Origin of the sequence: Lentzea sp. NPDC051208 (genome assembly GCF_040682435.1) — a bacterium.
GTDB lineage: Bacteria > Actinomycetota > Actinomycetes > Mycobacteriales > Pseudonocardiaceae > Lentzea > Lentzea kristufekii.
Genome location: NZ_JBFBAW010000001.1, coordinates 725,636 through 751,487 on the forward strand (window position 1 = coordinate 725,636; position 25,852 = coordinate 751,487).

Annotated in this window: 19 protein-coding genes; 11 read left to right on the top strand and 8 right to left on the bottom strand. The window is 70.5% G+C overall.

Translation table 11 applies throughout. The annotated features are described in order from the left end of the window. The first annotated feature begins 102 nt into the window (after positions 1-102). From AB0M48_RS02980 to AB0M48_RS03020, 9 genes are all read left to right on the top strand, one after another. On the top strand, positions 103-2,430 hold the full coding sequence (locus AB0M48_RS02980; protein WP_363835602.1) for a glycoside hydrolase family 3 C-terminal domain-containing protein: 2,328 nt from the start codon (positions 103-105) through the stop codon (positions 2,428-2,430). 9 nt (positions 2,431-2,439) lie between these two features. Further along, positions 2,440-3,063, top strand: coding sequence for a TetR/AcrR family transcriptional regulator (locus AB0M48_RS02985; protein WP_363835603.1), 624 nt, complete (start codon positions 2,440-2,442; stop codon positions 3,061-3,063). Positions 3,064-3,371: 308 nt separating this feature from the next. After that, a complete protein-coding gene (locus AB0M48_RS02990) occupies positions 3,372-6,056 on the top strand; it encodes a BTAD domain-containing putative transcriptional regulator (RefSeq protein WP_363835604.1) in 2,685 nt (894 codons plus the stop codon). A gap of 105 nt (positions 6,057-6,161) precedes the next feature. Then, positions 6,162-6,341: a thiazolylpeptide-type bacteriocin gene (locus tag AB0M48_RS02995; RefSeq protein ID WP_266040363.1), complete on the top strand. Its 180-nt coding sequence runs from the start codon at positions 6,162-6,164 to the stop codon at positions 6,339-6,341. Then, positions 6,338-8,755, top strand: a complete 2,418-nt coding sequence (locus tag AB0M48_RS03000; protein WP_363835605.1) for a lantibiotic dehydratase — start codon at positions 6,338-6,340, stop codon at positions 8,753-8,755. Before AB0M48_RS02995 ends, AB0M48_RS03000 begins: the two co-directional genes overlap by 4 nt. After that, positions 8,752-9,831: a hypothetical protein gene (locus AB0M48_RS03005; RefSeq protein WP_363835606.1), complete on the top strand. Its 1,080-nt coding sequence runs from the start codon at positions 8,752-8,754 to the stop codon at positions 9,829-9,831. Before AB0M48_RS03000 ends, AB0M48_RS03005 begins: the two co-directional genes overlap by 4 nt. A 5-nt stretch (positions 9,832-9,836) precedes the next feature. Beyond that, positions 9,837-11,321 carry a hypothetical protein gene (locus AB0M48_RS03010; protein WP_363835607.1) on the top strand — a complete coding sequence of 495 codons (1,485 nt, stop codon included), beginning with the start codon at positions 9,837-9,839 and terminating at the stop codon, positions 11,319-11,321. Next, positions 11,318-12,832 (top strand): YcaO-like family protein, encoded by a 1,515-nt coding sequence (locus AB0M48_RS03015; protein WP_363835608.1) that lies wholly within the window; start codon positions 11,318-11,320, stop codon positions 12,830-12,832. Before AB0M48_RS03010 ends, AB0M48_RS03015 begins: the two co-directional genes overlap by 4 nt. A gap of 18 nt (positions 12,833-12,850) precedes the next feature. Next, the gene (locus AB0M48_RS03020) at positions 12,851-14,350 is read left to right on the top strand and encodes a thiopeptide-type bacteriocin biosynthesis protein (protein ID WP_363835609.1); all 1,500 of its coding nucleotides are present in this window, start codon (positions 12,851-12,853) and stop codon (positions 14,348-14,350) included. Here AB0M48_RS03020 and AB0M48_RS03025 read toward each other — a convergent pair. The 7 genes from AB0M48_RS03025 to AB0M48_RS03055 form a co-directional block, all read right to left on the bottom strand. After that, a complete protein-coding gene (locus AB0M48_RS03025; protein WP_363835610.1) occupies positions 14,336-15,322 on the bottom strand; it encodes an acyl-CoA dehydrogenase family protein in 987 nt (328 codons plus the stop codon). The two genes, AB0M48_RS03020 and AB0M48_RS03025, sit on opposite strands and share 15 nt — an antisense overlap. Further along, positions 15,319-16,860, bottom strand: a complete 1,542-nt coding sequence (locus tag AB0M48_RS03030) for an aldehyde dehydrogenase family protein (RefSeq protein WP_363835611.1) — start codon at positions 16,858-16,860, stop codon at positions 15,319-15,321. The genes AB0M48_RS03025 and AB0M48_RS03030 overlap by 4 nt, the downstream gene beginning before the upstream one ends. Before the next feature lie 24 nt (positions 16,861-16,884). Then, entirely contained in the window at positions 16,885-17,805 is a 921-nt protein-coding gene (locus tag AB0M48_RS03035; protein WP_363835612.1) for a 2Fe-2S iron-sulfur cluster-binding protein, read from the bottom strand. Further along, positions 17,802-19,571: an NAD(P)H-dependent oxidoreductase subunit E gene (locus AB0M48_RS03040; RefSeq protein WP_363835613.1), complete on the bottom strand. Its 1,770-nt coding sequence runs from the start codon at positions 19,569-19,571 to the stop codon at positions 17,802-17,804. Before AB0M48_RS03040 ends, AB0M48_RS03035 begins: the two co-directional genes overlap by 4 nt. Further along, positions 19,572-21,497, bottom strand: coding sequence for a molybdopterin-dependent oxidoreductase (locus AB0M48_RS03045; RefSeq protein ID WP_363835614.1), 1,926 nt, complete (start codon positions 21,495-21,497; stop codon positions 19,572-19,574). Between the two features lie 152 nt (positions 21,498-21,649). After that, on the bottom strand, positions 21,650-22,567 hold the full coding sequence (locus AB0M48_RS03050; protein WP_363835615.1) for a LysR substrate-binding domain-containing protein: 918 nt from the start codon (positions 22,565-22,567) through the stop codon (positions 21,650-21,652). A 1-nt stretch (position 22,568) separates the two neighbouring features. Further along, a complete protein-coding gene (locus AB0M48_RS03055; protein WP_363835616.1) occupies positions 22,569-23,546 on the bottom strand; it encodes a 2-dehydropantoate 2-reductase in 978 nt (325 codons plus the stop codon). 98 nt (positions 23,547-23,644) lie between these two features. On the opposite strand from AB0M48_RS03055, the gene AB0M48_RS03060 reads away from it, so the two are divergent. Next, positions 23,645-24,370, top strand: coding sequence for a GntR family transcriptional regulator (locus tag AB0M48_RS03060; protein ID WP_363835617.1), 726 nt, complete (start codon positions 23,645-23,647; stop codon positions 24,368-24,370). A 266-nt stretch (positions 24,371-24,636) separates the two neighbouring features. After that, positions 24,637-24,822, top strand: a complete 186-nt coding sequence (locus tag AB0M48_RS03065; protein ID WP_363835618.1) for a hypothetical protein — start codon at positions 24,637-24,639, stop codon at positions 24,820-24,822. Here the strand turns inward: AB0M48_RS03065 and AB0M48_RS03070 are convergent. Beyond that, complete coding sequence (locus tag AB0M48_RS03070) at positions 24,813-25,829, bottom strand: TerC family protein (protein ID WP_363835903.1); 1,017 nt, start codon at positions 25,827-25,829, stop codon at positions 24,813-24,815. The genes AB0M48_RS03065 and AB0M48_RS03070 overlap by 10 nt on opposite strands. Positions 25,830-25,852 lie beyond the last annotated feature (23 nt).

Below are 25,852 nucleotides of genomic sequence, written 5' to 3' on the forward strand. Positions count from 1 at the left end.
TCTCCGCAGGCGAGACGGGCACATCACGGCGAAGTAACCGGGTGATAACAGGACGGGATACCGACCGAGTACTCGGTCGGTATCTCTGGTCTGCTCGAACGCATGGACATCGAGAAGGCGGTCGCCGGGCTCGACCTGCCGCGGAAGGTCCGGCTGCTCACCGGTTCCGCGCTGTTCGCGCTGCACCCGGAGCCGGAGATCGGCCTGGCGCCGCTGAAGCTGTCCGATGGTCCGACGGGTGTCCGCGGCGCCGAGCTCAGGGGCGGCACGATCGCGTGCGTGCTGCCGAACGCGACGTTGCTCGCCCAGCACTGGGACGTGGCGCTGGCGCGCGAGGTCGGCGAGGTGCTCGCGGACGAGGCGGCGGCACAACAGGTCCACGTCGTGCTCGGCCCGACGATCAACCTGCACCGCACGGCGCTGGGCGGCCGGTTGTTCGAGGCCTACAGCGAGGATCCGCTGCTCACGGGCACCATCGCGGCCGCCTACGTGCGCGGCCTGCAGGACAAGGGCATCGCGGCGACGCCGAAGCACTACGTGGCCAACGAGTCCGAGACCGAACGGCGCACGGCGAGCATGGTGCTGGACGAGAAGACGTTGCGCGAGGTCTACCTGCTGCCGTTCGAGATCGTGGTCGAGGACTCCTCGCCGTGGGCGATCATGGCGGCCTACAACAACGTCAACGGCATCCCCGCGACCGAGCACACCGAACTCGTCGAGGGGGTGCTCAAGGGCGAGTGGGGGTTCGACGGCCTGGTCATGTCGGACTGGTTCGCCACGAAGTCGACCGCGGCGAGCGCGAACGGCGGCCTCGACCTCGTCATGCCCGGCCCGGGCGGTCCCTGGGAGGACGAGCTGGTCAAGGCCGTGCGGGCGGGCGAGGTCGCGGGGTCCGTCATCGACGACCACCTGCGCCGGTTGTTGCTGCTGGCGTCGCGGACCGGGGCGTTCGGCGAGCAGCGCTCGTGGCCTCAAGACCTGCCCGCGCCCGACAGCCCGCTTCGACGGGAGCAGCTGCGCAGGTTCGCGGCGGGCGGCATGACCGTGCTGAAGAACTCCGGCGTGCTGCCGTTGCAGGAGTCCCGCGTCGCGCTGATCGGCCGCCACGCGATCGACACCGTCGCGCAGGGCGGTGGCTCCGCCGGCGTGCGGCCGCCGCACGTGATCAGCATCGCGGACGGCCTGACCTCCCGGCTCGGCGACCGCGTGTCCGTTGTGGACGGTGTGGAGATCCGGGCCCGGTACGCCGCTCCCGCCGCCGGGGTGCTGAAGGACGTCCGTGCCACGACGTACGACGCGGACGGCGAGGTGCTGGCGACGCGCGACATGGAGATCGCGGAGCTGGCGGCGTTCGGCGGCTGGGCGCAGGGTGCCGCGTCGATCGAGGTGTCCGGTGAGGTCGTGCTGGACGAGCCGACCCGGATGCTGGTCGGGGTGCGCGGGTTCGGCGACTGGACGATCGACGTCGCCGGACGGCAGCACACCGCGCTGCTGGCCTGGGCGAACGGCATCGTCGAGGAGGCACTGCTGAAGCCGCCGCACTGGACGGCCGAGGTGCTGCTGTCGCCGGGTGACCGGATCACGGCCCGCGTCCGCGAGGCCAGCGCGCTGGTCGGCCTGATCACCCAGCCGGTCCCGCTCGCTCCCGCCGACGTGATCGGTGCCGCGGCGCGGGCCGCGCGCGAGGCGGACGTGGCGGTCGTGGTCGTCGGCCTCACCGAGGAGCAGGAGACCGAGGGCTTCGACAAGACCACGCTCGCGTTGCCCGGCGAGCAGGACGCACTGGTCGCGGCCGTCGCAGCCGCCGCGAAACACACCGTCGTCGTGGTCAACGCCGCCACGCCGGTGCTCATGCCGTGGCTCGCGCAGGTCGACGCGGTGCTGTGGGCCGGATTGCCGGGTCAGGAGGCCGGTGACGCCGTGGCGGCCGCGTTGCTCGGCGACATCGAACCGGCCGGACGCCTGGTCACGACGTTCCCCCGCTCCGACGCCGACGCCTTGCCGCTGATTCCGTCCGATGGCGAACTGGTGTACTCCGAAGGCACCGCGATCGGCTACCGGGGTGCGTCCGAGCCGTTGTTCTGGTTCGGCCACGGTCTCGGCTACACGACCTGGGAGTACGGTGACGCACAGGCGTCCACTGTGGACGATGTGCTCGTCTCGGTCTCGGTGGAGCTCACCAACACCGGTGGGCGGTCCGGCCGCGAGGTCGTGCAGGTCTACCTCCGCCCACGGGACGAGCCGGTCCGTCTCGTCGGCTTCGCGGTGGCGGACGTCGAGGCCGGGCGGACCGTGCGGGTCGAGGTGCCGTGCGACGCGCGGGTGCAGCGGGTCTGGTCGGACGGCTGGCACCCTCTGACCGGCGGCGAGGTGCTGATCGCCCGCGGGCTCGGCGACGTCCGCGTCACCCTGCCCGCTGAGCAGGAGTGAGGTGACGCGGTGTCGGTCCCGGACAGGTATCGGACCAGGTCGCGGGTCGACGTCTCCGGTGAGGAGTCCAGGGCCAAAGCGGTGGCCGTCGCGACGGAGCTGTTCGCTCTGACGGGCTTCAAGGGGACGTCGGTGGCGGCGGTGGCGGCGAAGACCGGGCTTTCGCAGTCCGGCCTGCTGCACCACTTTCCCAGCAAGGCCGCGCTGCTGACGGCCGTGCTGGAGGAACGCGACCGGCAGGACGGCGACTTCCTGACCGGGAGCGTCGGTCCGCCGCTGGGCTGGGCGGCGTTCGACGCGCTGGCCGCCCTGGTGGCGCGCAACGCGACCCGGCCGCACCTGGTCGGCCTGTTCGTGCGGCTGGCCGCCGAGGCGACCGAACCCGGTCATCCCGCGCACACGTGGGTGCGCCGGCACTACAGCGGACTGCGGCGATGGCTGACCGATGCCGTGCGCACAGGCCAGGAACGAGGGGAGATCGCGGCGGACGCCCCGGTCGACTCGGTGGTGCGCACGACGATCGCGGTGATCGACGGGTTGCAGCAGCAGTGGCTGCTCCAACCGGACGAGGTGTCGATGACGGCGGAGTTCGAGGAGTTCACCCGAACCCTGCGAGCCCGCTGGGCGGGCTGACGGTCTACCGCAAGGTGGTGGCCCGGTGCAGTCTGGGGGACCCGTCCGGGCCACCGGTCTTGCGGTAGGTGGCCGACGTGCGCGGTGACTTTTCACACGCCGGCCGGGTTCTGGGGGAACCGGATCCAGCAACTGCGCCGACCCCCACTCCCGGGAGTTCTCGGGCCCGGCGGCGCAGGTACCGGATCTGGACACAAAGATGCCAGGGGGCGTGCACAGATTTCGCCCAGGCCGTGCACAGACCGTCAGGAAGTGCGCGAGTATGGCTGTGCACCCCAACGCCTGGATCATCGAGGAGCGATCGACCTGTGGAGTTCCTGCTGCTCGGCTCGCTGGCGGTACGGCGGACGGGCACATCGCTGGAGCTGGGCGGCCCCCGGCAGCGCGCGGTGCTCACCATGCTGTTGCTGCACGCCAACGAAGCCGTCAGCGTCGCACAGCTGACGGAGGCGGTTTGGGATTCTCCGCCGGTGTCACCCGAATCGAACCTGCGCACGTACGTCGCCGGGTTGCGCAAGGTCCTCGGCGACCGGCTGAGGACCCGGGCCGGCCACGGCTACCAGCTGGTGGTCGAGCCCGGCGAACTGGACCTCGACTCGTTCGACCAGCTGGTGCGCGAAGGCGAGAACGCGCTTGCTGACGGCGACACGGAGGCCGCGGCCGACCTGTTCGGCCAGGCGCTGGCCCGGTGGCACGGCGTCCCGACCGCCGAGCTGAACGCGGGACCGTTGCTGCGCGCGGAGTTCACCCGGATCCAGGAACGCCGGCTCACGGCCGTGGAGAAGTTCGCCAAGGCGTCGATGGAACTCGGCCGGTTCGACGACGTGATCGACCGGTTGCGGCGGGAGACGGCGCTGCACCCGTTGCGCGAGGAGTTCTGGGCGCAGCTGATGCTCGCGCTGGACCGCTCCGGCCGCCGCAGCGAGGCGCTCGAGGCCTACGCGGCGGCCCGCAAGCACATGATCGAGCAGGTCGGCGTCGAACCCGGCTCGCGGTTGCGCCAGTTGCAGCAGGTGATCCTCGAAAGCCGGATGCCCTCGCCCGCGGCTTTGAACGCGCACCGGCAGCTGCCGATGGACATCGCGGAGTTCACCGGGCGCGAGTCCGAGCTGCGGCGGCTGTGCGAGCCGGGGCCGCAGACCACCGTCGTGATCTCCGCGATCGAGGGCATGGCCGGTGTCGGCAAGACGAAACTGGCCGTGCGCGCGGCCCACCGGCTCGTTCAGCGTTACCCGGACGTGCAACTGTGGGCCGACCTGCACGGCTTCGACGCCGACGAGCTGCCCGCCGACCCGTCCGCCGTGCTGGAGAGCTTCCTGCGGCTGCTGGGCGTGCCCGGCGGGCAGATCCCGGAGTCGCTGGAGGAACGGGCGGCGCTCTACCGCGACCGGCTGACGGGCAAGCGCGCGCTGGTGCTGCTCGACAACGCCGCGGGCGAGGACCAGGTGCGGCCGCTGCTGCTCGGCGGTTCCACCTGCATGGTGCTGATCACCAGCCGCCGCACGCTGCTGCGGCTGGACGGCGCGAGGTCGGTCTTCCTCGACGTCTTCACGCCCGCCGAGGCGCTCGCGCTGCTCGCCCGGATCGCCGGTGAGGACCGGGTGCGCGCCGATCACGAGGCCGCGGAACGGATCGCGGAACTGTGCGGGCACCTGCCGATCGCCGTCGCGCTCGCCGCGAAACGCCTGGCCCGTCGTCCACAGTGGACGCTGCGGGACCTGGTGGACCGGCTCGAACGGGGAGGAGGCCTCGGTACCCGGGGCGTGTTCGACCTCTCGTACCAGGCGTTGCCGGAGAACCAGAGGCGTCTGTTTCGGCTCCTCGGACTCCACCCCGGGGAAGACCTCACCGCCGACTCGGCCGCCGCACTCGCCGGGCTGACCGCGTACGAGGCGAGCGACCTGCTGGAGACGTTGCTCGACGAACACCTGCTGCAGCAGCACACCCCCGGCCGCTACAGCCTGCACGACCTGCTGCGCGCGTACGCCGTCGAGCAGGTCATGGCCGCCGTGCCACCGCCCGCCCGCGCGCTGGCACGGCGCCGGGTGCTCGACTGGTACGTGCACACGTCCTGGCACAGCGCGCAGCAGCTCAACCCCCAGCGCAGGCTGGAGATCGCTCCCGCGGACCCGGCCGTGCACCCGCGCACGTTCGCGGACCGCGACACGGCTCTGCTCTGGTGCGACACCGAGCGCGCGAACCTCGTCGCCGCGATCCGCGACGCCGCCCAGCACGAGTTGCCCGAGCAGTCCTGGAGCCTCGCTCAATGCCTGTGGGACTTCTTCAACCTGCGCAAGCACTGGGCGGGCTGGATCGAGACGCACGGTGTCGCGCTGGCCGCCGCCCGCTCGGTCGGCGACCGCAGCGCCGAGGGCCGGATGCTGATCACGCTGGGCATCGCGCTGCGCGAGGTCCGGCGGCACGACGAGTCCATCGAGTGCAACCGGCAGGCGCTCGCGATCTTCCGCGCGATCGGCGACAAGTCGCGCCAGGTGCCGACGCTCAACAACCTCGGCATCGTCCACATGGTGCAGGGCCGGCCCGAGGACGCGCTGGCGTGCTACGAGCAGTGCGCCGAGATCGCCCGTGAGCTGGGCGACCTGCACACGGAAGCGGTGACGCTGAACAACATCGCGCTGCTGCACGCCGACGCGGGCCGGTTCGACGTCGCGTTGTCGCGGTACCTGCGGGCGTTGGAGATCCGCAGGGACATCAAGGACCCGTACAGCGAGGCCATCCTGCTCAACAACATCGGCGAGGTGCACCGGGGACTGCTCGACTTCCCCAAGGCCGTGTCGTACGTCGAGCGGGCGCTGGAGACGTTCCGGGCGATCGGCGACCTCTACGGGCAGGCCGAGTCGCTGGACAACCTCGGGCTGGCGCTGGACGGGCTCGGTGATCGCCGTGGAGCGGAGAAGTGCTGGCTGGAGTCGGTGACGTTGTTCGAGGAGCTGGGCGAGCCCAGAGCCGACGAGGTCCGCTCACGCCTTTGAGCGGCCGATCAAGCAAAGTGCGATCCGTGCCGTATCGCGTTTCTTCAGCCTGATCCGATCAGCCCTCGGGCGAGTTCGTGGCAACTGAAGACGTGAGGACACGGCATGAAAGATCTCTCGTTCGACCCCGACGACCTGGAGCTCGGCGACCTCGCGGTCACCTCCCTGCGCGACTCGGTCGCGTTGCCGGAGTCCGGTGCGTCCGGTGGGGCGTCGTCGTGCTCGTGCGGCAGCTCGTCGTGCAGCAGCTGCACCCAGCCCCAGCTTCCCGCCCAGAACGCATGAGCGATCGCGTGCAGGGAGAAACAGCGCCATACGCACTCGTGCGCCTGGCGGCCCTGCCGCACCCGGACGGCGCTGCGGCGGCAGCGCCGTTCCGGCGGGCGGTGGAGGCGCTGGCGGCGGTGGAGGCCTCGCTGGTGTCGTTGGCCGGCCCGGTCTCGGACCTGTTGCACGACAGCGCCGGCACGCACTCCGACTCCTACCACCGCACCGTCGTGCTGCCGTTGCGCCGCGACGTCCACAACGGACGGTCGCCCCGCGCCTCTCTGCGCGGTGAGGCCGACGCACTGGTGTCGCGCTTTCCGCGGCTCGGCGAGTGGCTGGCCGCGATGGACCAGCGGGCCGCTCTGACCGAGGAGATCGAGCGACTCCTGCCGGACGCGCTCGCCGCCGAACGCGAGGTCCTCGCGTCGTTGTGCGGCACCGAATCCCTGCGCAAGGCGGCCGTCTTCAGCGGCCGCGACCTGTGGCAGGGACTCGCGCGCGCCGGCGCCGGTGACAAGCGCTCCCGCAAGGCCGAACCGGCCGTGCTGCGCTACGCCCTGCGCGCGACGTCGAAGACCAGTCCCCTGTCCTGGTACGCCGCCGTCGGCTGGGCCACCTGGTCCGCCGACGCGCCCACGCCCGACTGGGGCACGCCGGTCGCCGTCACGCGGGTCAACCAGGTGCTGCTGTCGCGGTTGACCGCCGCCCTGCTCGCCGACCGCGCGCACCTCTTCGACCACCCGCACCGCCTCGCCCCCGACGTGCACCTCGACGGCGGCCAGATGAAGTTCCGCCGCGACGTTCCCGCGCGAGGGCCGTTGCGCGCGTACGTCGGCATCCAGGAGGACGTGGAACTGGCGTCGAGCGCGCCGCTGCAGTTCCTCGTCGGCCTCACCGGCGCCAACCCCAAGGGCATCAGCCCCGCCGAGCTCGCCAGCGCCCTCGCGACCCGGCTGCCCGACGGCGAGTCCGAACGCGCGCAGCACTACGTCGCGTTGCTGCTCGACATCAAGCTGCTCGTACCGGTGCTGCCGGCGGACCCGCAGGATCCCGCCGCCTGCCCCGCGCTGGCCTCGTGGCTGCGCGACACCGGACGTCCCGAGCTCGCCGACCGGGTCATCTCGATCTACCGCGACACCCTGGCGTTCGCCGACGTCGACGCCGCGCAACGGCCTGCCGCGCTCGCCGCCCTCTTCGCGGCCTGGGACGAACTGGGTTCGGCCGTCGGGGCAGATCTCGGCGGCGTGACGCCGTTGAGCGAGGACGTCGTGCTGCCCCAGTCGTTCCGGCTCGGCCGTGCGCACGGCTACGACGGCGTGCGGTCGCTGGCCGGCCTCACCCCGTTGCTGATGCTGTTCGACCGGCACCTCGCGATCCGGCGGCACTCGCGCGACCTGTTCGTCGCGAAGTTCGGTCACGGCCGATCCGCTCGCCTCGCCGAGTGCGCACCGCTGATGCACGAGGCCATGTCCGGTGCGCCGACCGGTGGTCTCGGGGCGAGCCGCGCCCAGGTCGCCGATCTGGTGCGGGACGGCGTGATCACCGACGAGGTCGTCACCGCCGCCGCGGACCTGCTGCCCTCGTGGATGAACACCCGGCCGGTCTCGTACTCGTTCTTCGCCCAGCCGTCGCCGGACGGTTTGGTGGTGAACCACGTCTACGACGGGTTCGGCCGCTTTCCCGGCCGGTTCCTCGACCTGCTCCCGCCCGAGGCCTACGCGACCGTCCGGGCCACGCTGGACGGGGTGTTCCCGCGCGGGTTCGCGGAGTACCGGCCGGTGCAGGGCTTCAACCCGAACCTGCACCCGCTGCTCGGGCGCGCCGAGATCGGCGAGGACCCGCACTGGGCGGACCACACGCCGGACGCGCTGGAGATCTTCCACGACCAGCAGAACGACGAGCTGCGACTGCGGCGCCGGGACAACGGTGCGGTACTGGACGTGCTGTACCTCGGCTACCTCATGCCGATCTCGCTGCCCGACCGCGTCGCCGCCCTGCACGCCGACCTCTCGTGCGGCGCGGCCGACCTCTCGCCGTTGCAGCCCGTCGAGGTTCGCGGTGACGTGCGCGTCGCCGATCGGCTGCGCTACCGCGACGTCGTGCTCGGCCGGCGTTACTGGGACTTCCCCTCCGCCGCACTGGAAGAGGCGTTCTCGTCCGTGGCCGGTGCGACCGCGCTGCGCGCCCGGTACGGCATGCCGGCGCAGCTGTTCGCGGGCATGGGTGGCGTCATCACCTCCCGAGAGGACTTCGAGGCGCGCGTGAACGGCCCGAAACCGCAGTACGCCGACCTCACCAACGCACTGCACCTGCGCTGCCTGCCCCGCCTGACGCCCCGCTACGGCGACCACGTCCGGCTGACCGAGGCACTTCCGGTGCCGTCCGGACAGGTGCTGGAGGTCGTCGCGGAGACCTACCGGAGGGCCGGATGACCGACGTCGTCTGCTACTACCACGACCCGATCAAGGCACCGCTGCTGCGCGACGGCGTCCTGCCCGCTCTCGCCGCCACCGAAGCCGCCTTCTCCGACGTCACGGGCCACATAGAACGTCACTGGCTGCACGGCCCGCACGTGCGGGTCGTGCTGTCCGGCCCGTCCTCGCCGACGGCGGCGTTGCTGCTGGCCACCCTGCTCCGCTCGTACCTGGCCGCACATCCGTCCACTGTGGAACTCGACGGGGCTTCTCTGCTCGCCCACGCCGAGACCGCGGCCGTCGCCGAACTGATCCTGCCGCCGTTCACTCCGTTCCACCCCAACAACTCCGTGCGCATCGAACCGACCGACGACACGCGGCTGCGCTCACTCCTGTCAGAGGCGCACATCGCCGTGCGTGCAGAAGGACTCCGGCTCGGCATTCCGGCCTTGCGCCACTCCTTCTCCGTCCCGCGCGCAACCCTCGCGCTGACCGCGATGGCCGTCCACGCCAGCCGTTACCCGGCCGGCCTTCAGTACGGCTACCACTCGTTCGTCTCGCACGTGGAAGACTTCCTGCTGGCCAACGACGCCAGCGGCACCGTCCGGTCCAGACTCGACTCGATCTGGACCGCGAACGCCTCCGCCGCCCGCGCCCTGGTCGAACAGGTGGCGCTGGGCCACCCCACCACCCACCTGGAAGCGGCCTGGCAGACCTGGACCATCGCGCTGCGCCTGACCACCCAGGAACGCTACGACGCGGGCCTGCTCACCGCGGACCCCAACCCCCGCCACGGGGAACGCGCCTACGAGATCGGCGACGAGGACGCGATCCGCCGTTACAACTACGGCGAGCGAACGAAGTTCAGCGACTACCACACCGCGATGTGGACCGTGGACCTCTCCGACCCGGCGATCGCTCGCTCGATGGCCGTCTACCGCATCGGCACGAACGTCCTATACCAGCTGCTGGCGATCTGCGACGTCACGCCGATGGAGCGCTACGCCGCGGCCCACCTCCTCGCCAACGCGGCACAGCAGGTCCTGGGCACCACGTGGGCCGAACAGTTCGCGGCACTGCCGAAGGCCGGGTGACGCGCATGCTCGTACGGCTGCGCCCGGTCGTCCAGGCCACCCCGACCGCCGACGGCCTGCATCTGCGGGGCTGGGCCTCGAGTTGCACGCTCTCCGGCGGTTCCGGCCTGTGGAAGGTGTGGCAACGCCTGGCCCCGCAACTGCAGGCGGGGCTCCCGCGAGCCTCCCTGGAGGTGCCCGAAGGCACCGCTCCGGCCGTGCGGGCCGCGGTTTCGCTGATCCTGGAACAGTTGTGGGAGCACGACATGCTGGTCGAGATGCCGTCGTGGGGTGCCGACGCGCCTGCTCCGGAGGTGGCTGCCTGGCTGGAGTCGGCGGCCGCGGAACCGGTGGAGGCCTGGCGGCGGCTCCACGCGGTCGCACTGCTCGTGGCGGGCAGCGGGGTGCTGGCGGGTGCGGCCGTCCGGGCGGCGGAGGCGGTAGGACTGGCGGTGCAGCGGTCGGACGCGGCCGGCGACCGCGAACTCGTGGTGTCCGCGGGAGACCTCGTCGTCCTGGCGGATTGCGGATCCGATGTCGGCTACGTGCTCGCGCCCACGGCCGAACGCTTGATTTCGGTCAACACTGAAGTCACTACGAGTGTCGGCGCGCGGCTCGGAGTCACGGGCGGACCTCCCGAGATCTTGGCCGCCCTCATCGGATCCGCCGCCGTGCACCGCCTGGTCTGCGCCCTCGCCGGCCTGCCGGATCCCGCGGCCGAACTCGCCACGGGCACCTACCCGATGGTCCTGGTCGCCCGCGCCGACCCGCTCACCGCCACCTACCACCCACTCCTGCAGGGCCCTCCCCCGCCAGACCCGTGGCGAGCGCTCGAAGCCCTCACCGACCACGAACTCGGCCCGGTCGACACCCCGGCGTTCGGCTCCCTCCCCCAGGTCCCGGCCAGCCTCGCCACCTCCGGAGACGCGCTGGGCATCGGCACCACGGCCGGCAGCGCCCGTCTCAACGCCGCCCTCAACGCCCTCAAGACCGACGGCGTGATCGGCATCGACGATGCCCACGCCCGAGGTGCCGCCCTCCGCCTGGCCGCACGCCACCACCGGGGCGAGCCGGCCGACGCCCACGAGTGGACCAGCGACCCGACCGCGCACCGGTGGTGGAAGGCGCTGACCGCGAGGTTCGGCATCCCCGCGGTGGTCAGGACCGAGCGCCTCGCACCCGGCGTCCACAAGGCGGAGATCAGCAACGGGCAGCGCGTCCTCGCGTGGGCGGTCGAGGCGACGGCCGCGGACGCGGTGGCGTTCGCCTCCTTGGCCGCCACCGGGTACGCCCAGGCGGGCCGCGCCGGCACCGCGCACCTCAACGGCGCCGCTCCGCTCGAGCCCGCCGACCACCCCGGCTGGGTCACCCGGCAATGGCACTGGCCCGCCGACGTGCGGGACCGCGAAGAACGACTCCAGCAGGCGATCGCGATGCTGCCCGGCGTCAGGATCCGGCCGCTCCAGCTCGACCCCGAACTCCGCGCCGCCGGCCTCAGGGCGTACCGATGACCCGCGTGGACGGAGGCCTCACCCTCCTCGGCCCGACCACGGGCGTCTGCGTCGGCTGCGCGGAGACCGCACGGCTGGCAACGGCCAAGGCGCCCCGCGACGTGCGGCTGAGAGGTCTGACCGCACCGGCGTTCCTGCCCCTGGTGGCCGCACTCGAAAACCGGGAACACGACACCGTGATCGCCATCCGCACCGACCTGGGACTGGTGTCCACCCACCGCGTCACGCCCGGCGACTGCTGCTCCCCGACGCCCGAGCCCAACGAGGAGACCAAAACCCCCAACGGCGAACTCCGCACCCCGAACAGGAGCACCGGGGTGAAGGACGCCGTGGTCGACTTCCGGCACGGACCGGTCACCGCGCTGTTCCGCACGGGAGACCTGCCGCTCGCCACGGTCACCGCCGAGCTCGACTCCCACACCGCCGGTTACGGGCGCACCACGTCGTTCGAAGAGGCCGAACGCATCGCCGTCTTCGAGGCGATCGAACGCCGCAACGGCATGCGTCCGCGCCACCCGGACCCGAGGGAGGCCTCGTTCGCCGAACTGGGACCGGACCAGGCGCTCGACCCGCAACGCCTGGGCCTCAACGACTTCGGCAACGCCTACCACCCGGACCTGAGGATGCGCTGGGCCGAAGGCTGGTCGTACACCAGCGAAAGGCCGATCCTAATACCGGAACAGGTCGCGTACTGGGCGGCGAACACGCCGGCAGAACAGCGGTTCGTCCACGAGACGTCCAACGGCTGCGGGGTCGGCAACAGCCTGACCGAGGCGGTGCTGCACGGCCTGTTCGAGGTGGCCGAACGCGACGCGTTCCTGATGGCCTGGTACGCCCAGACGCCGCTGACCAGGATCAAGCTCCCACCCGACCCGCTGCTGCACCACCTCGCCGACCGGCTCGAAGAACTCGGCTACGAGCTGCTCTTCCTCAACGCCACCAATGACCTGGGCATCCCGGCCGTGCTGACCCTCGCCAGGACCACCAGAACTGGTCTGCCCCAGGCGTTCTTCGCCGCCGGCGCCAGCCCGGATCCCGCGAAGGCCCTGCGGTCGGCCGCCGTCGAGGTGGCCGTGGACGTCGAGGCGTTCGCCGACCGCGCCAGGGCAAGGCCCGGGAACTACCGCAGGGAACGCCTGCTGAACCTCCTGCACGACCCGGCGCAGGTCCGGAGCATGGACGACCACGTCGCCGTCAACACCCTGCCGGAGGCGAGGGAGCGGTACGCGAACCTGGTCAGCGACGAGCCACCGCAGGTCCTCCCCGACCGGCGAGACCACACCGACCTGCGCGATCTGCTCGACCGGTACACGGAAGACCTTCGCGGCAAAGGCCTGGAGCTGATCGCGGTCGACCAGTCCGACCCGCACACCACGAACACCCTGGGACTGCACTGCGCCAAGGTCGTCGTGCCGGGCGCGCTGCCCATGACGTTCGGCCACCTGCACCGCCGGACGACGGGCCTGCCCCGCCTCGGCACGACCGCCGGCCATCCCCACCCGTTCCCCTGAACCACCGTTGGAGCAGCTGTGACCTGGACCGGCCTGCACTGCAGGGTGAACTGGAACCGAGCGGACCTCGACGCGTTCATCGCCGACGCCCTGGCCCCCGCGTTGGCCGGCCAGGAGTGGTACTTCCTGCGCTACTGGGAGACCGGCCCGCACCTCCGGGTCAGGATCAGGAACGCGCAGAACGTGGACAAACTCGAGGTGCAACTGCGGGAACTCATCGCTGCGCAGGACTTCCAGCAGGAACCGGGCGAGCCGGACTGGCTCCCGCACGGCGACGTCCGCGAGGTCGAGTACGTCCCGGAGACCGAGCGGTACGGCGGCCGGCAGGCACTGCCGATCGCCGAAGAGGTGTTCTGCCACAGCACGGAGGTCGCTGTCGCCGTGCTCAAGGCGACCCGCACGGACAGTGCCCGCCTCACCGCCGCCATCGACCTCACGATCGCCACGGCGAAGGCGCTCGACCTGAACCTGCCACAGGCCGCGAGCTGGTTGCGCAGCCTCGGTTCCGGCTGGCGCAACGTCCGGGAACAGGCGCCCGTGCCCACCATCGGCTCCCAGCACGCCGCGAACCAGCTCATGGCCAAGCGCGGCCGCGACCTGGCCGCACGCTGGCACCGCGAGCCACGAGGCGCGGTCGCCCACTGGCGCACCACGATCAGCGAGGCCAAGCACCAACTCGACGTCTGGCTGCCGTACGTCTGGGCCTCACAGCTGCACATGCTGCTCAACCGCTTGGGCATCACGCCCAACGAAGAACGCATGATCTGCTGGACCACCGCGGCCGCCGCCATGTCCCCCCACGGCCTGACGGACTTCCACGACGACGGCGAGACCGCGCCGGACCGCCGCTACCTGGAGGCGAGCAAGTTCCTGCCCGGCTTCACCGACCAGCTCCCCCGCAAGACCGCGGCTCCCCGCCAGTCGTGGCCGTCCACCACCTCACTTCCTTCCACAGTGGACACCGACACGCTCAGAGCCCGCAGGACCAGCCGTGACCTCACCGGTGACCTGAACGCCGAACAGCTCGGCACCCTGCTGTGGAACGCCATGTCCCCCCAGGACGGCCGGTGGCCGTACCCGAGCGCGGGAGCCCAGTACTGCGCGAGGATCAGGCTCATCGCGCTGGACGTCGACGGCCTGGCCCGAGGTCGCTACGAGGTCAACGAGGTCGAGCGCGCCCTGACGTGGTTCGGCGAGGCGCCGTCGATCGACGACCTGGAAGCGACCTCGATGTGGTTCGGACCCGGCACCACCGAACTGGCCGGAACCCCGGCTGTTCTGGCCCTCTACATCAGGCTCGGCGCACTGCGGCAGACCTACGGCCTGCGAGCGCTCAGGTTCGCGTTCACCGAGGCCGGGCACCTCGCCCAGAACCTCACCGTCACGGCGGCGAACCTGGGCATCCGCACGGGACTGGTCGGCGGGTTCTACGACGACATCGCCCACGACGTCATCGGGCTCGACGGCGTGAACGACGCTCTCGTCTACTTCCTGCCGCTGGCCTCAAATCTCGACTGAGTCCAGCAGCTGGTCGACCGTCGGCTCGATCGCGGCCGCCGCCCGCGCGTCGCGGAACCGGCGCTCGATGCCGAGATCACGGCGGAAGGCCGCGTCCCCGCACACCTTCATCGCCAGGTCCGTCACCGCCACCGCGGCCTCGGTCGCGGTGACCGCCAGCAGCCGGACGCGGTCGCCCGACCGTTCCGGATGCCACGTCACCGCGGACAGGGTGTCGTTGTACAGCACCCTGACCGCGTCGGTGCGCAGCCGCATCCGGGCCAGGTCCGACCGGGTGCGCGGATCACCGCCACCGAGGTGCCCGATGGCCGCTGCCAGCGCACCTTCCATCAGTCCCAGGGACACCGCGGCCCCGAGCACCACGAACCACGGGAACGCGAGCTCCTCGGACCAGAGCCGGTTGGAGGCGGGTACTCGCACGGGATCGGCCTCCACGCAGGTGGCGACGGTCCCCCGCAGGCCCATCCCTGCGTGGTCGGCCGGCACCAGCAGCCCCGGCGCCTCGGCGGGGACGAGCCACAACGCCGGGCCGCACGACCAGACGTAGCTGTCCGCCTCGCCGGCCGCGATCACCCAGCTCTTGCGCGCCCGCACCTGCACGACATCGCCGTGCGTCGACATCTCTCCGGACGGACCGAAAGCCGCCAGCGTCGACAGGTGCCGGCCCGCCGCGATCTCGGACCGCAACCAGTGCGGGCCCGACCGGTCGAGCACGGCGGCCGCGGAGTAGTGCGAGCGCAGGACGGAAGCCGTTGCGCCGCAGACTCTTGCCACCTCCTCGACCACCCTGCCGGCCGACCGGACGTCCTGGCCTCCCCCGCCGACCGTGCGGGAGATCGTCATCCCGAGCAGGCCGCGGGCGCCCAGTGCGTTCACGGCGGCGCGCGGGAACCTGGAGTGCTGGTCGACGTCCGCGGCGTTCGGCGCCACCACGGCCTGCACGACGCGGAGCAGGTCCGCCCGGTACGTCACGTGGGCGGGTAGAGCGAGTAGGAGGGGAAGTTGCCGTACGGCCGTTCGTCGGGCGGACCCTCGGTGACGGCGTGGACCAGCAACGCGCCGCCTACGAACGCGCCGCGCCAGGAGGCGCCGCGGCCGCCGAACACCTCGTCCCGGTCACCCCTCGACCGGGGCTTGTTGATGCCGACCTTGAACGCCTGCAGGTCTGCGCTCAGCCGCCGCGCGGTCGCCTCGTCGTCGCAGGCCAGCGACGCGACCAGGGCACCGTTCGAGGCGTTCATCGCGGCCAGCAGCTCGGCCTCGGTGTCGACCAGGACGATCGTGTCGACCGGCCCGAACGGCTCGGCGTGGTGCAGCACCGACGAGCGCGGCGGGTCGAGGATCGCGACCGGCGCGAGGTACGCGGCGGTCTGCTGGCCCGGCAGGAACCGGCCGGAGTCCACCGATCCCCGGTACAGCGGCACGCCGCCGGCCCGGATCGCCTCGTCCACGACGTCGCCGAGCTCCTTGGCCTTCGCGTCGTTGATCAGCGGCCCGAAGTCCAGTTCCGGCAGCGCGTCGCCGGGTGTGGCGACGGCGAGCGGGTGCCCGAACTTCACGTCCCGCACCGCGGGCAGGTAGACGCTGAGGAACTTGTCGAACAGCGACCGCTGCACGACGTAGCGCGGGTAGGCGGTGCAGCGCTGCTTGGCGTAGTCGAAGGCCTTGCGGATCTGCGTGCCGAGCATGTCCCAGGAGTCGGTCTCCCAGACGCCCCAGCAGTTCAGGCCCTCCTGCTCCAGGACGTGCCGCCGGTTCGAGTCGACCAGGCGCGTCGCGATGGCGCTGCCGACGTCACGGCCACCTACGAAGGACACGCAGCCCAGGAACGACGACCCGACGAGCACCGGTGCGAGCTCGCTCCCGCTCCCGGACACGAGGGTCAACGGCAGTCCCGACCGGACGGCCAGCGCGGTCGCCAGCGTCAGGCAGCTGACACCGCCGTCCGTCGGCGCCTTGGCGATGACGGCGTTGCCCGCCAGCGCCTGCACCAGCATCGCGTGCATCAGCACGCTCATCGGGTAGTTCCACGAGGCGACGTTGCTGACCGGGCCGTTCAGCGGGGAACGGCCGGCCAGCATCGAGTCGATCTCGTCGACGTACCAGCGCACGCCCTCGATGCAGCGGTCGACGTCGGCCGTGGCGAGCCGCCACGGCTTGCCGATCTCCCACACCAGCAGCAACGACAGCAGGTCGCGGTGCTCGGTGAGTGCGTCCAAGGCCGCGGAGACGCGCGCTTTGCGTTCCGCGAGCGGCACGGTGCGCCACTCGATGTGCTGGTCGACGGCCGCGACGACCGCCCGGCCCGCGACCTCGAAGTCGAGGAACGGCGGGCCCGCGATGGTGGAACCGTCGACCGGGCTGGTGGCGGGCACCGGTTCGCCGGAACGGCTCCACTCGCCGCCGAAGTGGTTGAGCAGCCGATCGTCGTGGAACGCTTCGGGTGCGACCTTCACGCACTGCGAGTAGACGTCGTGCCACGACGTGCCGGGCTTGAGGATCAACGACATCGGAGCGCCCTCCCGGATGCTTGATCAGCGATTTTGCACGTGCTGCCAGCCGAAACGGCCCTTGATGCACAGGTTTCCGTGCGTGACCGTGCTTTCGTGCGGCGAGGTGACCTTCACGATCTCGTTGTCCTGCACGTGCAGGGTGAGGTTGCACCCGACACCGCAGAACGTGCAGATGGTCGTGGTCTGCGTCTGGGCCTCTTCGTCCCAGGTGCCGTCCTCGCGCTTGTCGTACTCGCGCTTGAAGCTCAGCGCCCCCGTCGGACAGACCTCGATGCAGTTGCCGCAGTAGACGCAGGCGCTGTCGGGCAGCGGAGTGGAGAACTCCGTGGAGATCCGCGAGTCGAAACCACGGCCCGCCACCGAGATCGCGAAGGTGTTCTGCCACTGGTCGCCGCACGCGTCGACGCACTTGTAACACATGATGCACTTGCCCAGGTCGCGGACGTAGAGCGGATTGTCCACTTTGGCCGGTTGCCGCACGGTGGCGGCCGTCTGGCCGTCGGGTTCCTCGTGCTCCCCCGGACGGCGGTCGTCCCGGTCGGCCGACGGCGGTGCCGGCGGGCCGAACCGGGAGGGGTCGGCACCGCACGCGGACATCCACCCGTCCACGTGCGGCGTGGTGGAGAGGTCCGTCGCGGACCCGAGAAGTTCCAGGACCAGCTTGCGGCTGTGCTGCGTGCGCTCGGACTCCGTGCGCACGACCATGCCCGGCTCGACCTTGCGCGAGCACGACGGCACCAGCGTGCGGGAGCCCTCGACCTCGACCATGCAGACGCGGCAGGCGTTCGCCGGTTTCAGGGTGTCGCCGTAGCAGAGCGTGGGGATCGACTTCCCCTTGGCCGTGCAGGCGTCCAGGATCGTCGCGCCTTCCGGCACGCGCACGGACTCGCCGTCCAGGGTCAGCTCGACCAGGCGCTTCGGGAGGCCGATTTCGACGATCATGATGCTGCCTCCTCTGCGTAACCCAGGCGGTCGAGGGCTGATTCGATGGCGTTCCAAGCTGTTTGGCCCAGACCGCAGATGGACGAGTCGCGCATGACCTGCCCGACCTCCCGCAGCAGCTGGAGATCCTCCGCGCTCGTGCTGAGCGGGCGCTTGCCCACCAGCCGGTGCATCGCTTCCTCCTGGCGCACGGTGCCGATCCGGCACGGCACGCACTGCCCGCACGACTCGTCGCGGAAGAACGCGGCGATGCGCAACAGGAAGCTGCCCAGGTCCGCCGTGTCGTCGAGCACCAGCACGACGCCGGAGCCGAGCGTGGCGTTCGCCGTCCGCGCGTCCTCCATGGTGAGCGGCAGGTCGAGCTCGTCCGGGCGGACGAACCCGCCTGCCGCCCCGCCGAGCAGTACCGCTCGCAGCTCCCGGCCTGGCGGCACGCCACCCGCCAGGGCGAGGAGTTCTCCGAGCGTGGTGCCGAACGGCACCTCGTACACGCCCGGACGACTGATGTTGCCCGACAGGCAGAAGAGCTTCGGGCCCGCCGAGCCGGAGGTGCCGATGCGGGTGTAGGCCTCGCACCCCTCCGTGAGGATGACCGGCACGTTGACCAGCGTCTCCACGTTGTTGACCACCGTCGGTTTGCCGAAGAGCCCCGACTCCACCGGGAACGGGGGCTTCGACCTCGGTTCACCGCGGAAGCCCTCGATGGAGTTGAAGATCGCCGTTTCCTCGCCGCAGATGTACGCGCCCGCGCCGCGGCGGATCTCGATGTCGAACGAGAACCCCTGGTGGCCCATGATGTTCTCGCCGAGGTAGTTGCGCTCACGAGCCCGCGCTATGGCGTTGCGCAGCAGGTGCAGCGCCCGCGGGTACTCGCCGCGCAGGTAGAGGTAGCCACGTGAGCAGCCGGCCGCGAACCCGGCGATCGTCATCGACTCGATCACCGCGTACGGGTCGCCCTCCATCAGCAGGCGGTCCTTGAACGTGCCGGGCTCGCTCTCGTCCGCGTTGCACACCAGGTAATGCGGGCGCACGGGCTGGCGGGCGGTCGCGTCCCACTTGCGTCCCGTCGGGAACGCCGCACCGCCGCGGCCCATCAGCTTGGCGTCGGTGACCTCGCGAATCACCCCGGACGGTCCCAGGAGGAGAGCCGTCCGCAACGCCGCGTAGCCGCCCGTCGCCCGGTAGTCGTCGAGCGACTCCGGATCGACGACGCCGACCCGCTTCAGCAGCCGCAGATCAGGACATCCCGCCTGCGGCACCTCCGCGCGCTCACCGTTCACAGGAGAGGGACCGGCGGCCGCCACCGCGATCACCTCGTCGGCGTCGGTGGGCGCCAGGAGCTGCTCCGTCGCCACCTCCCCCGCCTCGAACGCGAGCGCGACCGGAGCCTTCTCGCACACCCCGAGACACGGGCTGCGCAACCAGCCGCTCTTCGCCCCCGCCGGCCCGAGTTCGCCGGTCAGCCTGTCGCACAACGACTTCGCGCCGTTGACCTGGCAGGCCAGGTCGACGCAGACGTGCACGACCAACGCCTGCCGTTCGGTCAGCGAGAACAGCGAGTAGAAGCTCGCCACCCCGTACGCCTCGGCCGGCGGGACGTGCAGGACGCGGCAGATGTGGTTCAGCGCGCCCTGGCTGATCCAGCCCACCCGGTCGTTGACCGCGTGCAGGGCGGGCAACAGCTGGTCCCGGCCCATGCCGGTGAACAGGTCCACGACGACGCGTTCGGCCTCGGACGGCTCGACGTCGAGCAGTTTGAGATCCACTCAGCCCACCTTCACCGGAAGCTTCTCGATGCGGATTGCCGCGGCCTTGTACTCCGCCGTTCCCGCGATCGGGCAGGTCGCCTCGATCGTGAGCACGTTGACGTCGATCTCGTCCGGGAAGTGGAACGTCATGAACACCAGACCCGGCGTCAGTCCGTCGTCGATCCGCACCGGCGCCTGGATCTGCCCGCGCCTGCTCGTGATCGCCACCTCCTCGCCCGCGACGACCCCGAGCGTCTCGGCGTCCTGCGGGCACAGGTCGAGCGTCTCGCCCATGCGCAGCGGCGACTCGAACCCGTGCGACTGCACCCCGGTGTTGTAGGAGTCGAGCCGCCGCCCGGTGGTGAGCCGGAACGGGAAGTCCTCGGTCAGCTCGTCGACGGGCGGGCTGTGCCGCACCGGCGAGAACGTCGCGGGCATGCCGCGCTTGACCGGGTCCTCCTCCCACAACCGGCCGTGCAGGAAGCTCGGTTCGAGGGAGTCCTCGTCCGGGCACGGCCACTGGATGCCGCCGAGCTTCTCCAGCCGGTCGTAGGTCATGCCGGTGTGGATCGGCGACAGGCTGCGCAGCTCGTCCCACACGTCCTGGCCGGTCTTGTGCTGCCAGTCCGCGCCGAGCCGGGTCGCGATCTCGCCCATGATCTCGATGTCGTCGCGCGCACCCTCTGGTGGGGTGAGTGCTTTCCTGACTCGCTGAACCCGGCGCTCGCTGTTCGTGAACGTGCCGTCGGTCTCGCACCACGCCGCGGCGGCGGGCAGCACGACGTGCGCGAGCTGAGCGGTCTTGGTGAGGAAGATGTCCTGCACCACGACGTGGTCCAGGTTGGACAGCCGCTTGATCGTGTGCTCGCAGTCGGCCTCGGACTGCACCGGGTTCTCGCCGATGATGTACACGGTGGTCATGTCACCGCGTTCCATCGCCTCCAGCATCTGGGTGAGGTTCCACCCCTTGGAGGCCTTGAAGTTCGAACCCCAGGCGTCGTTGAACTTCTTGGCGACACCGGGATCGGTGATGTCCTGGAAGCCGGGCAGCCGGTCGGGAATGGCGCCCATGTCGCCGCCACCCTGCACGTTGTTCTGCCCGCGCAACGGGTTCAGCCCCGCCCCGTACCGCCCGACCTGACCGGTCAGCAGCGCCAGGTTGATGAGGCTCAGCACGTTGTCGGTGCCGTTGTGGTGCTCGGTGATCCCGAGCGTCCAGCTGAGCTGACCGCGATCAGCCTTGGCGTAGGCGTGCGCGAGCTCGCGAATGAGCCCGGCCGGCACACCGGTCTCCAGCTCGGCGACCGGCAACGTCCACGGCTCGACGGCCTTCACGAACTCCTGGAAGCCCTCGGTCGCCCGCTCGACGAACGACATGTTCGTGAGGTTCGACGCGATGATCTCCCGCGCGATCGCGTGCGCCAGCGGGATGTCCGTGCCGACCTTGAGCCGCAACCACCCGTGCGCCCACTTGCCGGTGCTGGTCAGCCGCGGGTCGACCACGTACAGCTTCGCGCCCTTGTTGACCGCCTTCAGCACGTGCTGGAAGAAGATCGGGTGCGCCTCTCGTGCGTTCGACCCCCAGAGCACGATCAGGTCGGCGTCCTCGATCTCCTGGTAGGAGGAGGTACCGCCACCACTGCCGAACACCTTGGCCAGCCCGGCCACGCTCGGGGCGTGACAGGTCCGGTTGCAGCTGTCGACGTTGTTCGTCCCGATCACGGCCCTGGTGAACTTCTGGGCCATGTAGTTCATCTCGTTGGTGGCCCGCGCACAGGAGAACATGCCGAACGCGTCCGGGCCGCCGCTGGCCACGTTCCTGCGGAAGCCCTCTGCTGCCTTGTCCAGCGCCTCGTCCCAGGTGGCCGGCCGCAGGACTCCCGCGTCGCGCACCAGTGGCTGGGTCAGCCGCACGTAGGGCTCGGTCTTCTTCCGCCTGCTCATCGTCTGCACCTCCTGTGCCCATACTGTATGCAATCTTCGGTATGCGCTAGCCCCCTGTTGCGGTTTCTTGACGCGGAGGGAGCCGAGGTGCGGTCGTCACGAGCGCGTTGACGGAGGCCTGGACCTCAGGCCGGGTCACCGAATCGGACCCGTCACAGGTCCCGGCGGTCGAGGTGCTTGTGCAGCAACCGATCCAGCTCCCCACGCACGTCCAGCCCGCGGGTGAGCCCCAGCATCGCCCGCGCCAGCATGGAGACCTGCTCCCCCACCACGAGCCCGATCCGCGGCACCCACCGGGGATCCTCGATGCGCACCACCCGCATCGCCTCCGGCGTGCCGAACATCTGCAGCCACGCGTGGGCGATGACGCTCGACCACTTCCGCGTCGCCACGTGCGCCCACAACGTCGCCACGGTGTCGGCCTCGATGACCGGCACGGGCTGCACGCCGGCGTCGGCGAAGACCCCGTCGAGGATCCGCCGGTTGCGCATCTTGGACGTCAGCAGGCACAACGGCAGCGCGGCCACGTCCGCCCAGCGCGCCATCGAACGGGAGGCGATCTCTTCGTCGGCGGGCGTCAGCAGGACGTAGCGCTCCTCGTACAACGGCATCGCGTGCACCGAGTCGTCGACGTACGTCATGGCGATGTCGAGCTCGAACTCGTCGAGGCCGCGCGTGATCTCCTGTGAGGACAACGATTCCAGCGTCACGCGCACGTGCGGGTAGCGCTCGCAGAACGGTGCCGTGAGCAGAGGTGCGACCGGGAGCGCTGTCGGGATGGCCCCGATTCGGAGCACCCCCGACAGCGACTTCCTCATGCGGGACAGGTCCTGCCGCAGCGCGTCGCGGTCGGCGAGCATGCGGTGCGCCCACAGCAGGACCCGTTCCCCCTCCGGCGTCAGCGCCTCGAACCGGCGGCCCCGGGACACGATCGGCACCCCGAGCTCGCGTTCCAGTTTGCTGATCGCCGCCGACAGCGACGGCTGGGACACGTGGCAGGCCTGCGCGGCGCGCGCGAAGTGGCGTTCACGGGCCAGGGCGACCAGGTACTCCAGCTGTCGCAGCAGCAACTCAGGACACCAGCGACGTGCGCGAGAGCAGGTCGATCGCCGCGTAGACGTGCCGCAACGTCGGCGCCGGCACGCGGGTGAGCTCGGCGATCTCCACCACGGCGGCGATGATCGCGTCGATCTCCAGCCGCTTCCCGGCTTCGAGGTCCTGCAGCATCGACGTCTTGTGGTGCCCGACGCGGCGGGCGCCGTCGATGCGCTTGTCGATGGAGATCCGCGGGTCGCAGCCCGCGGCCCGCGCGATGGTCAGGGTCTCCGCCATCATCTGGGCCACGAGGTCGCGGCTGTCGTCGTGGTCGCAGATCTCCACCATGGTCGCGCGGGTCAGCGCGCTCAGCGGGTTGAACGCCACGTTGCCCATGAGCTTGATCCAGATGTCCTCGCGGACGTCCTTCTCCACCGGGCACTTCAGCCCGCCCGCGATCATCGCCTCGCTGAGCGCGACGCACCGCGCGGAGATCGACCGGTCGGGCTCGCCGATCGAGAACCGCGTGCCCTCCAGGTGCCGGATCACACCGGGGGACTCGATCTCGGTCGAGCAGTAGACGACGCAGCCGATCGCCCGTTCCATGGGCAGCACGGCGGTGACGGACCCGCCGGGGTCCACGGCCTCGATCCGTCGTCCCTCCAGGGGATGTCCGGTCATGCCGTGGAAGTACCACCACGGGATCCCGTTCTGCGCCGCGATGACGGCGGTGTCCTGGCCCATCAGCGGCGCCAGCAGATCGCCTGACGACGCGTACGAGTACGCCTTCAGACCGAGGAAGACGTAGTCGACCTCGCCCACCTCGGCGGGATCCGAGGTCGCATGTGGACGCGCGGTGAAGTCACCGCGCGGGCTCAGCACCCGCACGCCGTGCTCGCGCATTGCGGCGAGATGGGCTCCACGCGCGATCAGATGGACTTCCACGCCCGCACGATGCAAAGCCGCACCGACGTAGGCACCGATCGCTCCGGCTCCGAGAACAGCGATCTTCATAGCACGCCCCGCTCGCTAAGATTGCATACAGTATACGGATAACACGCCCAAATCGCTAGAAGTGCTTTTTGTATGCGAAAAGCTGTATTCTGCCCGGCATGACCTCTTCGCCCAGTGGCCGCCGGGCGCCCCGCGGCTCACTCAGTGCCGCGGCGACCCGCCGGGTCGAACGGCCCGCACCGCTGCGACAAGCCGTCTACGACGCCCTGCTCGAGCTCATCGTCAACCGGACTCTCGCCCCCGGCCAGCACCTCGTCGAGGCGGAGCTGGCCGAGTACCTGGGCGTGAGCAGGCAGCCGGTGCGCGAGGCGCTGCAGCGTCTCCAGACCGACGGCTGGGTCGACCTGCGCCCCGCCCAGGGCGCCTTCGTGCACACCCCGACCGAGGAGGAGGCCGACCAGCTGCTCGCCGTGCGCAGCGTCCTGGAGACCTACTCGGCCAAGCTCGCCGCCGAGCACGCCACCGCGTCCGACGTGAAGCTTCTCAAAAAGCTGCAGAAGGCCGGCGAGGAGGCCCTGGTCACCGCGAACGTCGAGCGCCTGGTCAAGGCGAACGCCGACCTGCACGCGGCCGTCGCGGAGATCAGCCGCAACAAGGTGCTGGCCGAGATGATCGGCCTGGTCGACCGCCGGGTGCGCTGGTACTACACCCCGATCGCCCGCCCGCGCAGCCGCGACTCGTGGAACGAGCACGCCGAGCTGGTCACGGCCATCGCCGACGGCGACGCGGAACGAGCCGGTGAGGTCATGCACCGCCACGCGGAGCAGACCCGCCAGACCTACCACGACCGCAAGGCGCCCGAAGGCTCCACGGACAGCGGCTGAACCATCGTCGCCAGATCACCCAAATCGGTCATTCGGTACCGTACGGGTGATCCGCGACACGATGGCGGACGATTGCATACAAAACGCAGTATCCTGAATAGCGACGGGGACGGGGTCAACGGAGACCCGCAGGAGGTTTCCCACCGGGTATCCGCACGACGGACATCCGGTGGAGCAGACCCCGGCCGCAGCCCTGTTCCTCCCGTGCCGCAGTGCCTGTCAGGTCTCTGCGCGCCCCGGGAGCCACCATCGACAGGAGGAAGACCATGTCCCGCTTGAAGAACTTCGTCCGTTCCCTCACCGAGCCGCGCAACGGTGCTTCCGCCGACGGCCGTGCGCTGGGCCTCGGACTGTCCACCGCGCTGGCGGAACAGCGCAAGGACGCCGAGGCTCAGGCGGCCGTGGCCAAGACGCTCCGAAAGGACGCCGAAGGCCACACGATTCACGGCTGAGAGTCCTTCACAGGAGCGTCTTCCTCGCTCCTGCGCGCACTTTCGGCATCCTCCACGGCGGAGCGGGCAGCCCGCCGTGAGGTGCGCAGGCTCCAGACCGTCGTGACGGCGAGCGTCGCCACGATGACCCCGAGAGACACCACGATCGGGATCTCCGGAGCCCACGAGACACCGTGGTGGTGCATCGCCTCGAAGATGAGCTTGAACCCGATGAACGCGAGCACCACCGCGAGACCCTTGCTCAGGTGCACCAGGCGATCCAGGAGACCGCCCACCAGGAAGAAGAGCTGGCGCAGGCCCATCAGCGCGAACGCGTTGGCGGTCAGCACCAGGTACGGCTCCTTGGTGAGCCCGAAGATCGCCGGGATCGAGTCGACCGCGAACAGCAGGTCCGTGGTGCCCACGGCGACCATGACGATCAGCATCGGCGTCACGACCCGCTTGCCGTCGACGCGCGTCGTCAGTGCCGCACCGTGGTAGACCGTGGTCGCCGGCAGGAACTTCTTCACCGCGCGCAGGGCGGCGTTCTCCGGGACGTCGGCCTCCTCGGTCTCGTCCTGCTTCACCAGCTTCCACGCGGTGAAGATCAGGAAGGCACCGAAGAAGTAGAACAGCCAGTCGAACCGCGAGATCGCCTGCGCTCCCAGGGCGATGAACACGGTGCGCAGCAACAGGGCCAGGACGATGCCGACGATGATCACCTTCTGCCGGTACTCCCGCGGCACCGCGAACCTCGCCATGATGATCACGAACACGAACAGGTTGTCGACGCTCAGCGAGTACTCGGTGATCCAGCCGGCGAAGAACTCCCCGCCGTGGCCGGGCCCGGCGAACACCGTGACGCCGAGTCCGAACAGCACGGCCAGGCCGACGTAGAAGAGCACCCAGTACAACGACTCGCGGAACGACGGTTCGTGCGGTTTGCGCGCCACCAGGTAGAAGTCGAACGCGATGACGGCGGCGATACCGCCCATCGTCGCGATCCACACCCAGACAGGAAGATCCAACATCCTTGCTCCTTCGGCGGAAG

Coding starts and splice junctions, on each gene's coding strand:
- AB0M48_RS02980 (WP_363835602.1), top strand. CDS start 103: ATGGACATCGAGAAGGCGGTCGCCGGGCTCGACCTGCCGCGGAAGGTC.
- AB0M48_RS02995 (WP_266040363.1), top strand. CDS start 6,162: ATGAAAGATCTCTCGTTCGACCCCGACGACCTGGAGCTCGGCGACCTC.
- AB0M48_RS03000 (WP_363835605.1), top strand. CDS start 6,338: ATGAGCGATCGCGTGCAGGGAGAAACAGCGCCATACGCACTCGTGCGC.
- AB0M48_RS03005 (WP_363835606.1), top strand. CDS start 8,752: ATGACCGACGTCGTCTGCTACTACCACGACCCGATCAAGGCACCGCTG.
- AB0M48_RS03010 (WP_363835607.1), top strand. CDS start 9,837: ATGCTCGTACGGCTGCGCCCGGTCGTCCAGGCCACCCCGACCGCCGAC.
- AB0M48_RS03015 (WP_363835608.1), top strand. CDS start 11,318: ATGACCCGCGTGGACGGAGGCCTCACCCTCCTCGGCCCGACCACGGGC.
- AB0M48_RS03030 (WP_363835611.1), bottom strand. CDS start 16,860: ATGTCGTTGATCCTCAAGCCCGGCACGTCGTGGCACGACGTCTACTCG.
- AB0M48_RS03035 (WP_363835612.1), bottom strand. CDS start 17,805: ATGATCGTCGAAATCGGCCTCCCGAAGCGCCTGGTCGAGCTGACCCTG.
- AB0M48_RS03045 (WP_363835614.1), bottom strand. CDS start 21,497: ATGAGCAGGCGGAAGAAGACCGAGCCCTACGTGCGGCTGACCCAGCCA.
- AB0M48_RS03055 (WP_363835616.1), bottom strand. CDS start 23,546: ATGAAGATCGCTGTTCTCGGAGCCGGAGCGATCGGTGCCTACGTCGGT.
- AB0M48_RS03060 (WP_363835617.1), top strand. CDS start 23,645: ATGACCTCTTCGCCCAGTGGCCGCCGGGCGCCCCGCGGCTCACTCAGT.
- AB0M48_RS03065 (WP_363835618.1), top strand. CDS start 24,637: ATGTCCCGCTTGAAGAACTTCGTCCGTTCCCTCACCGAGCCGCGCAAC.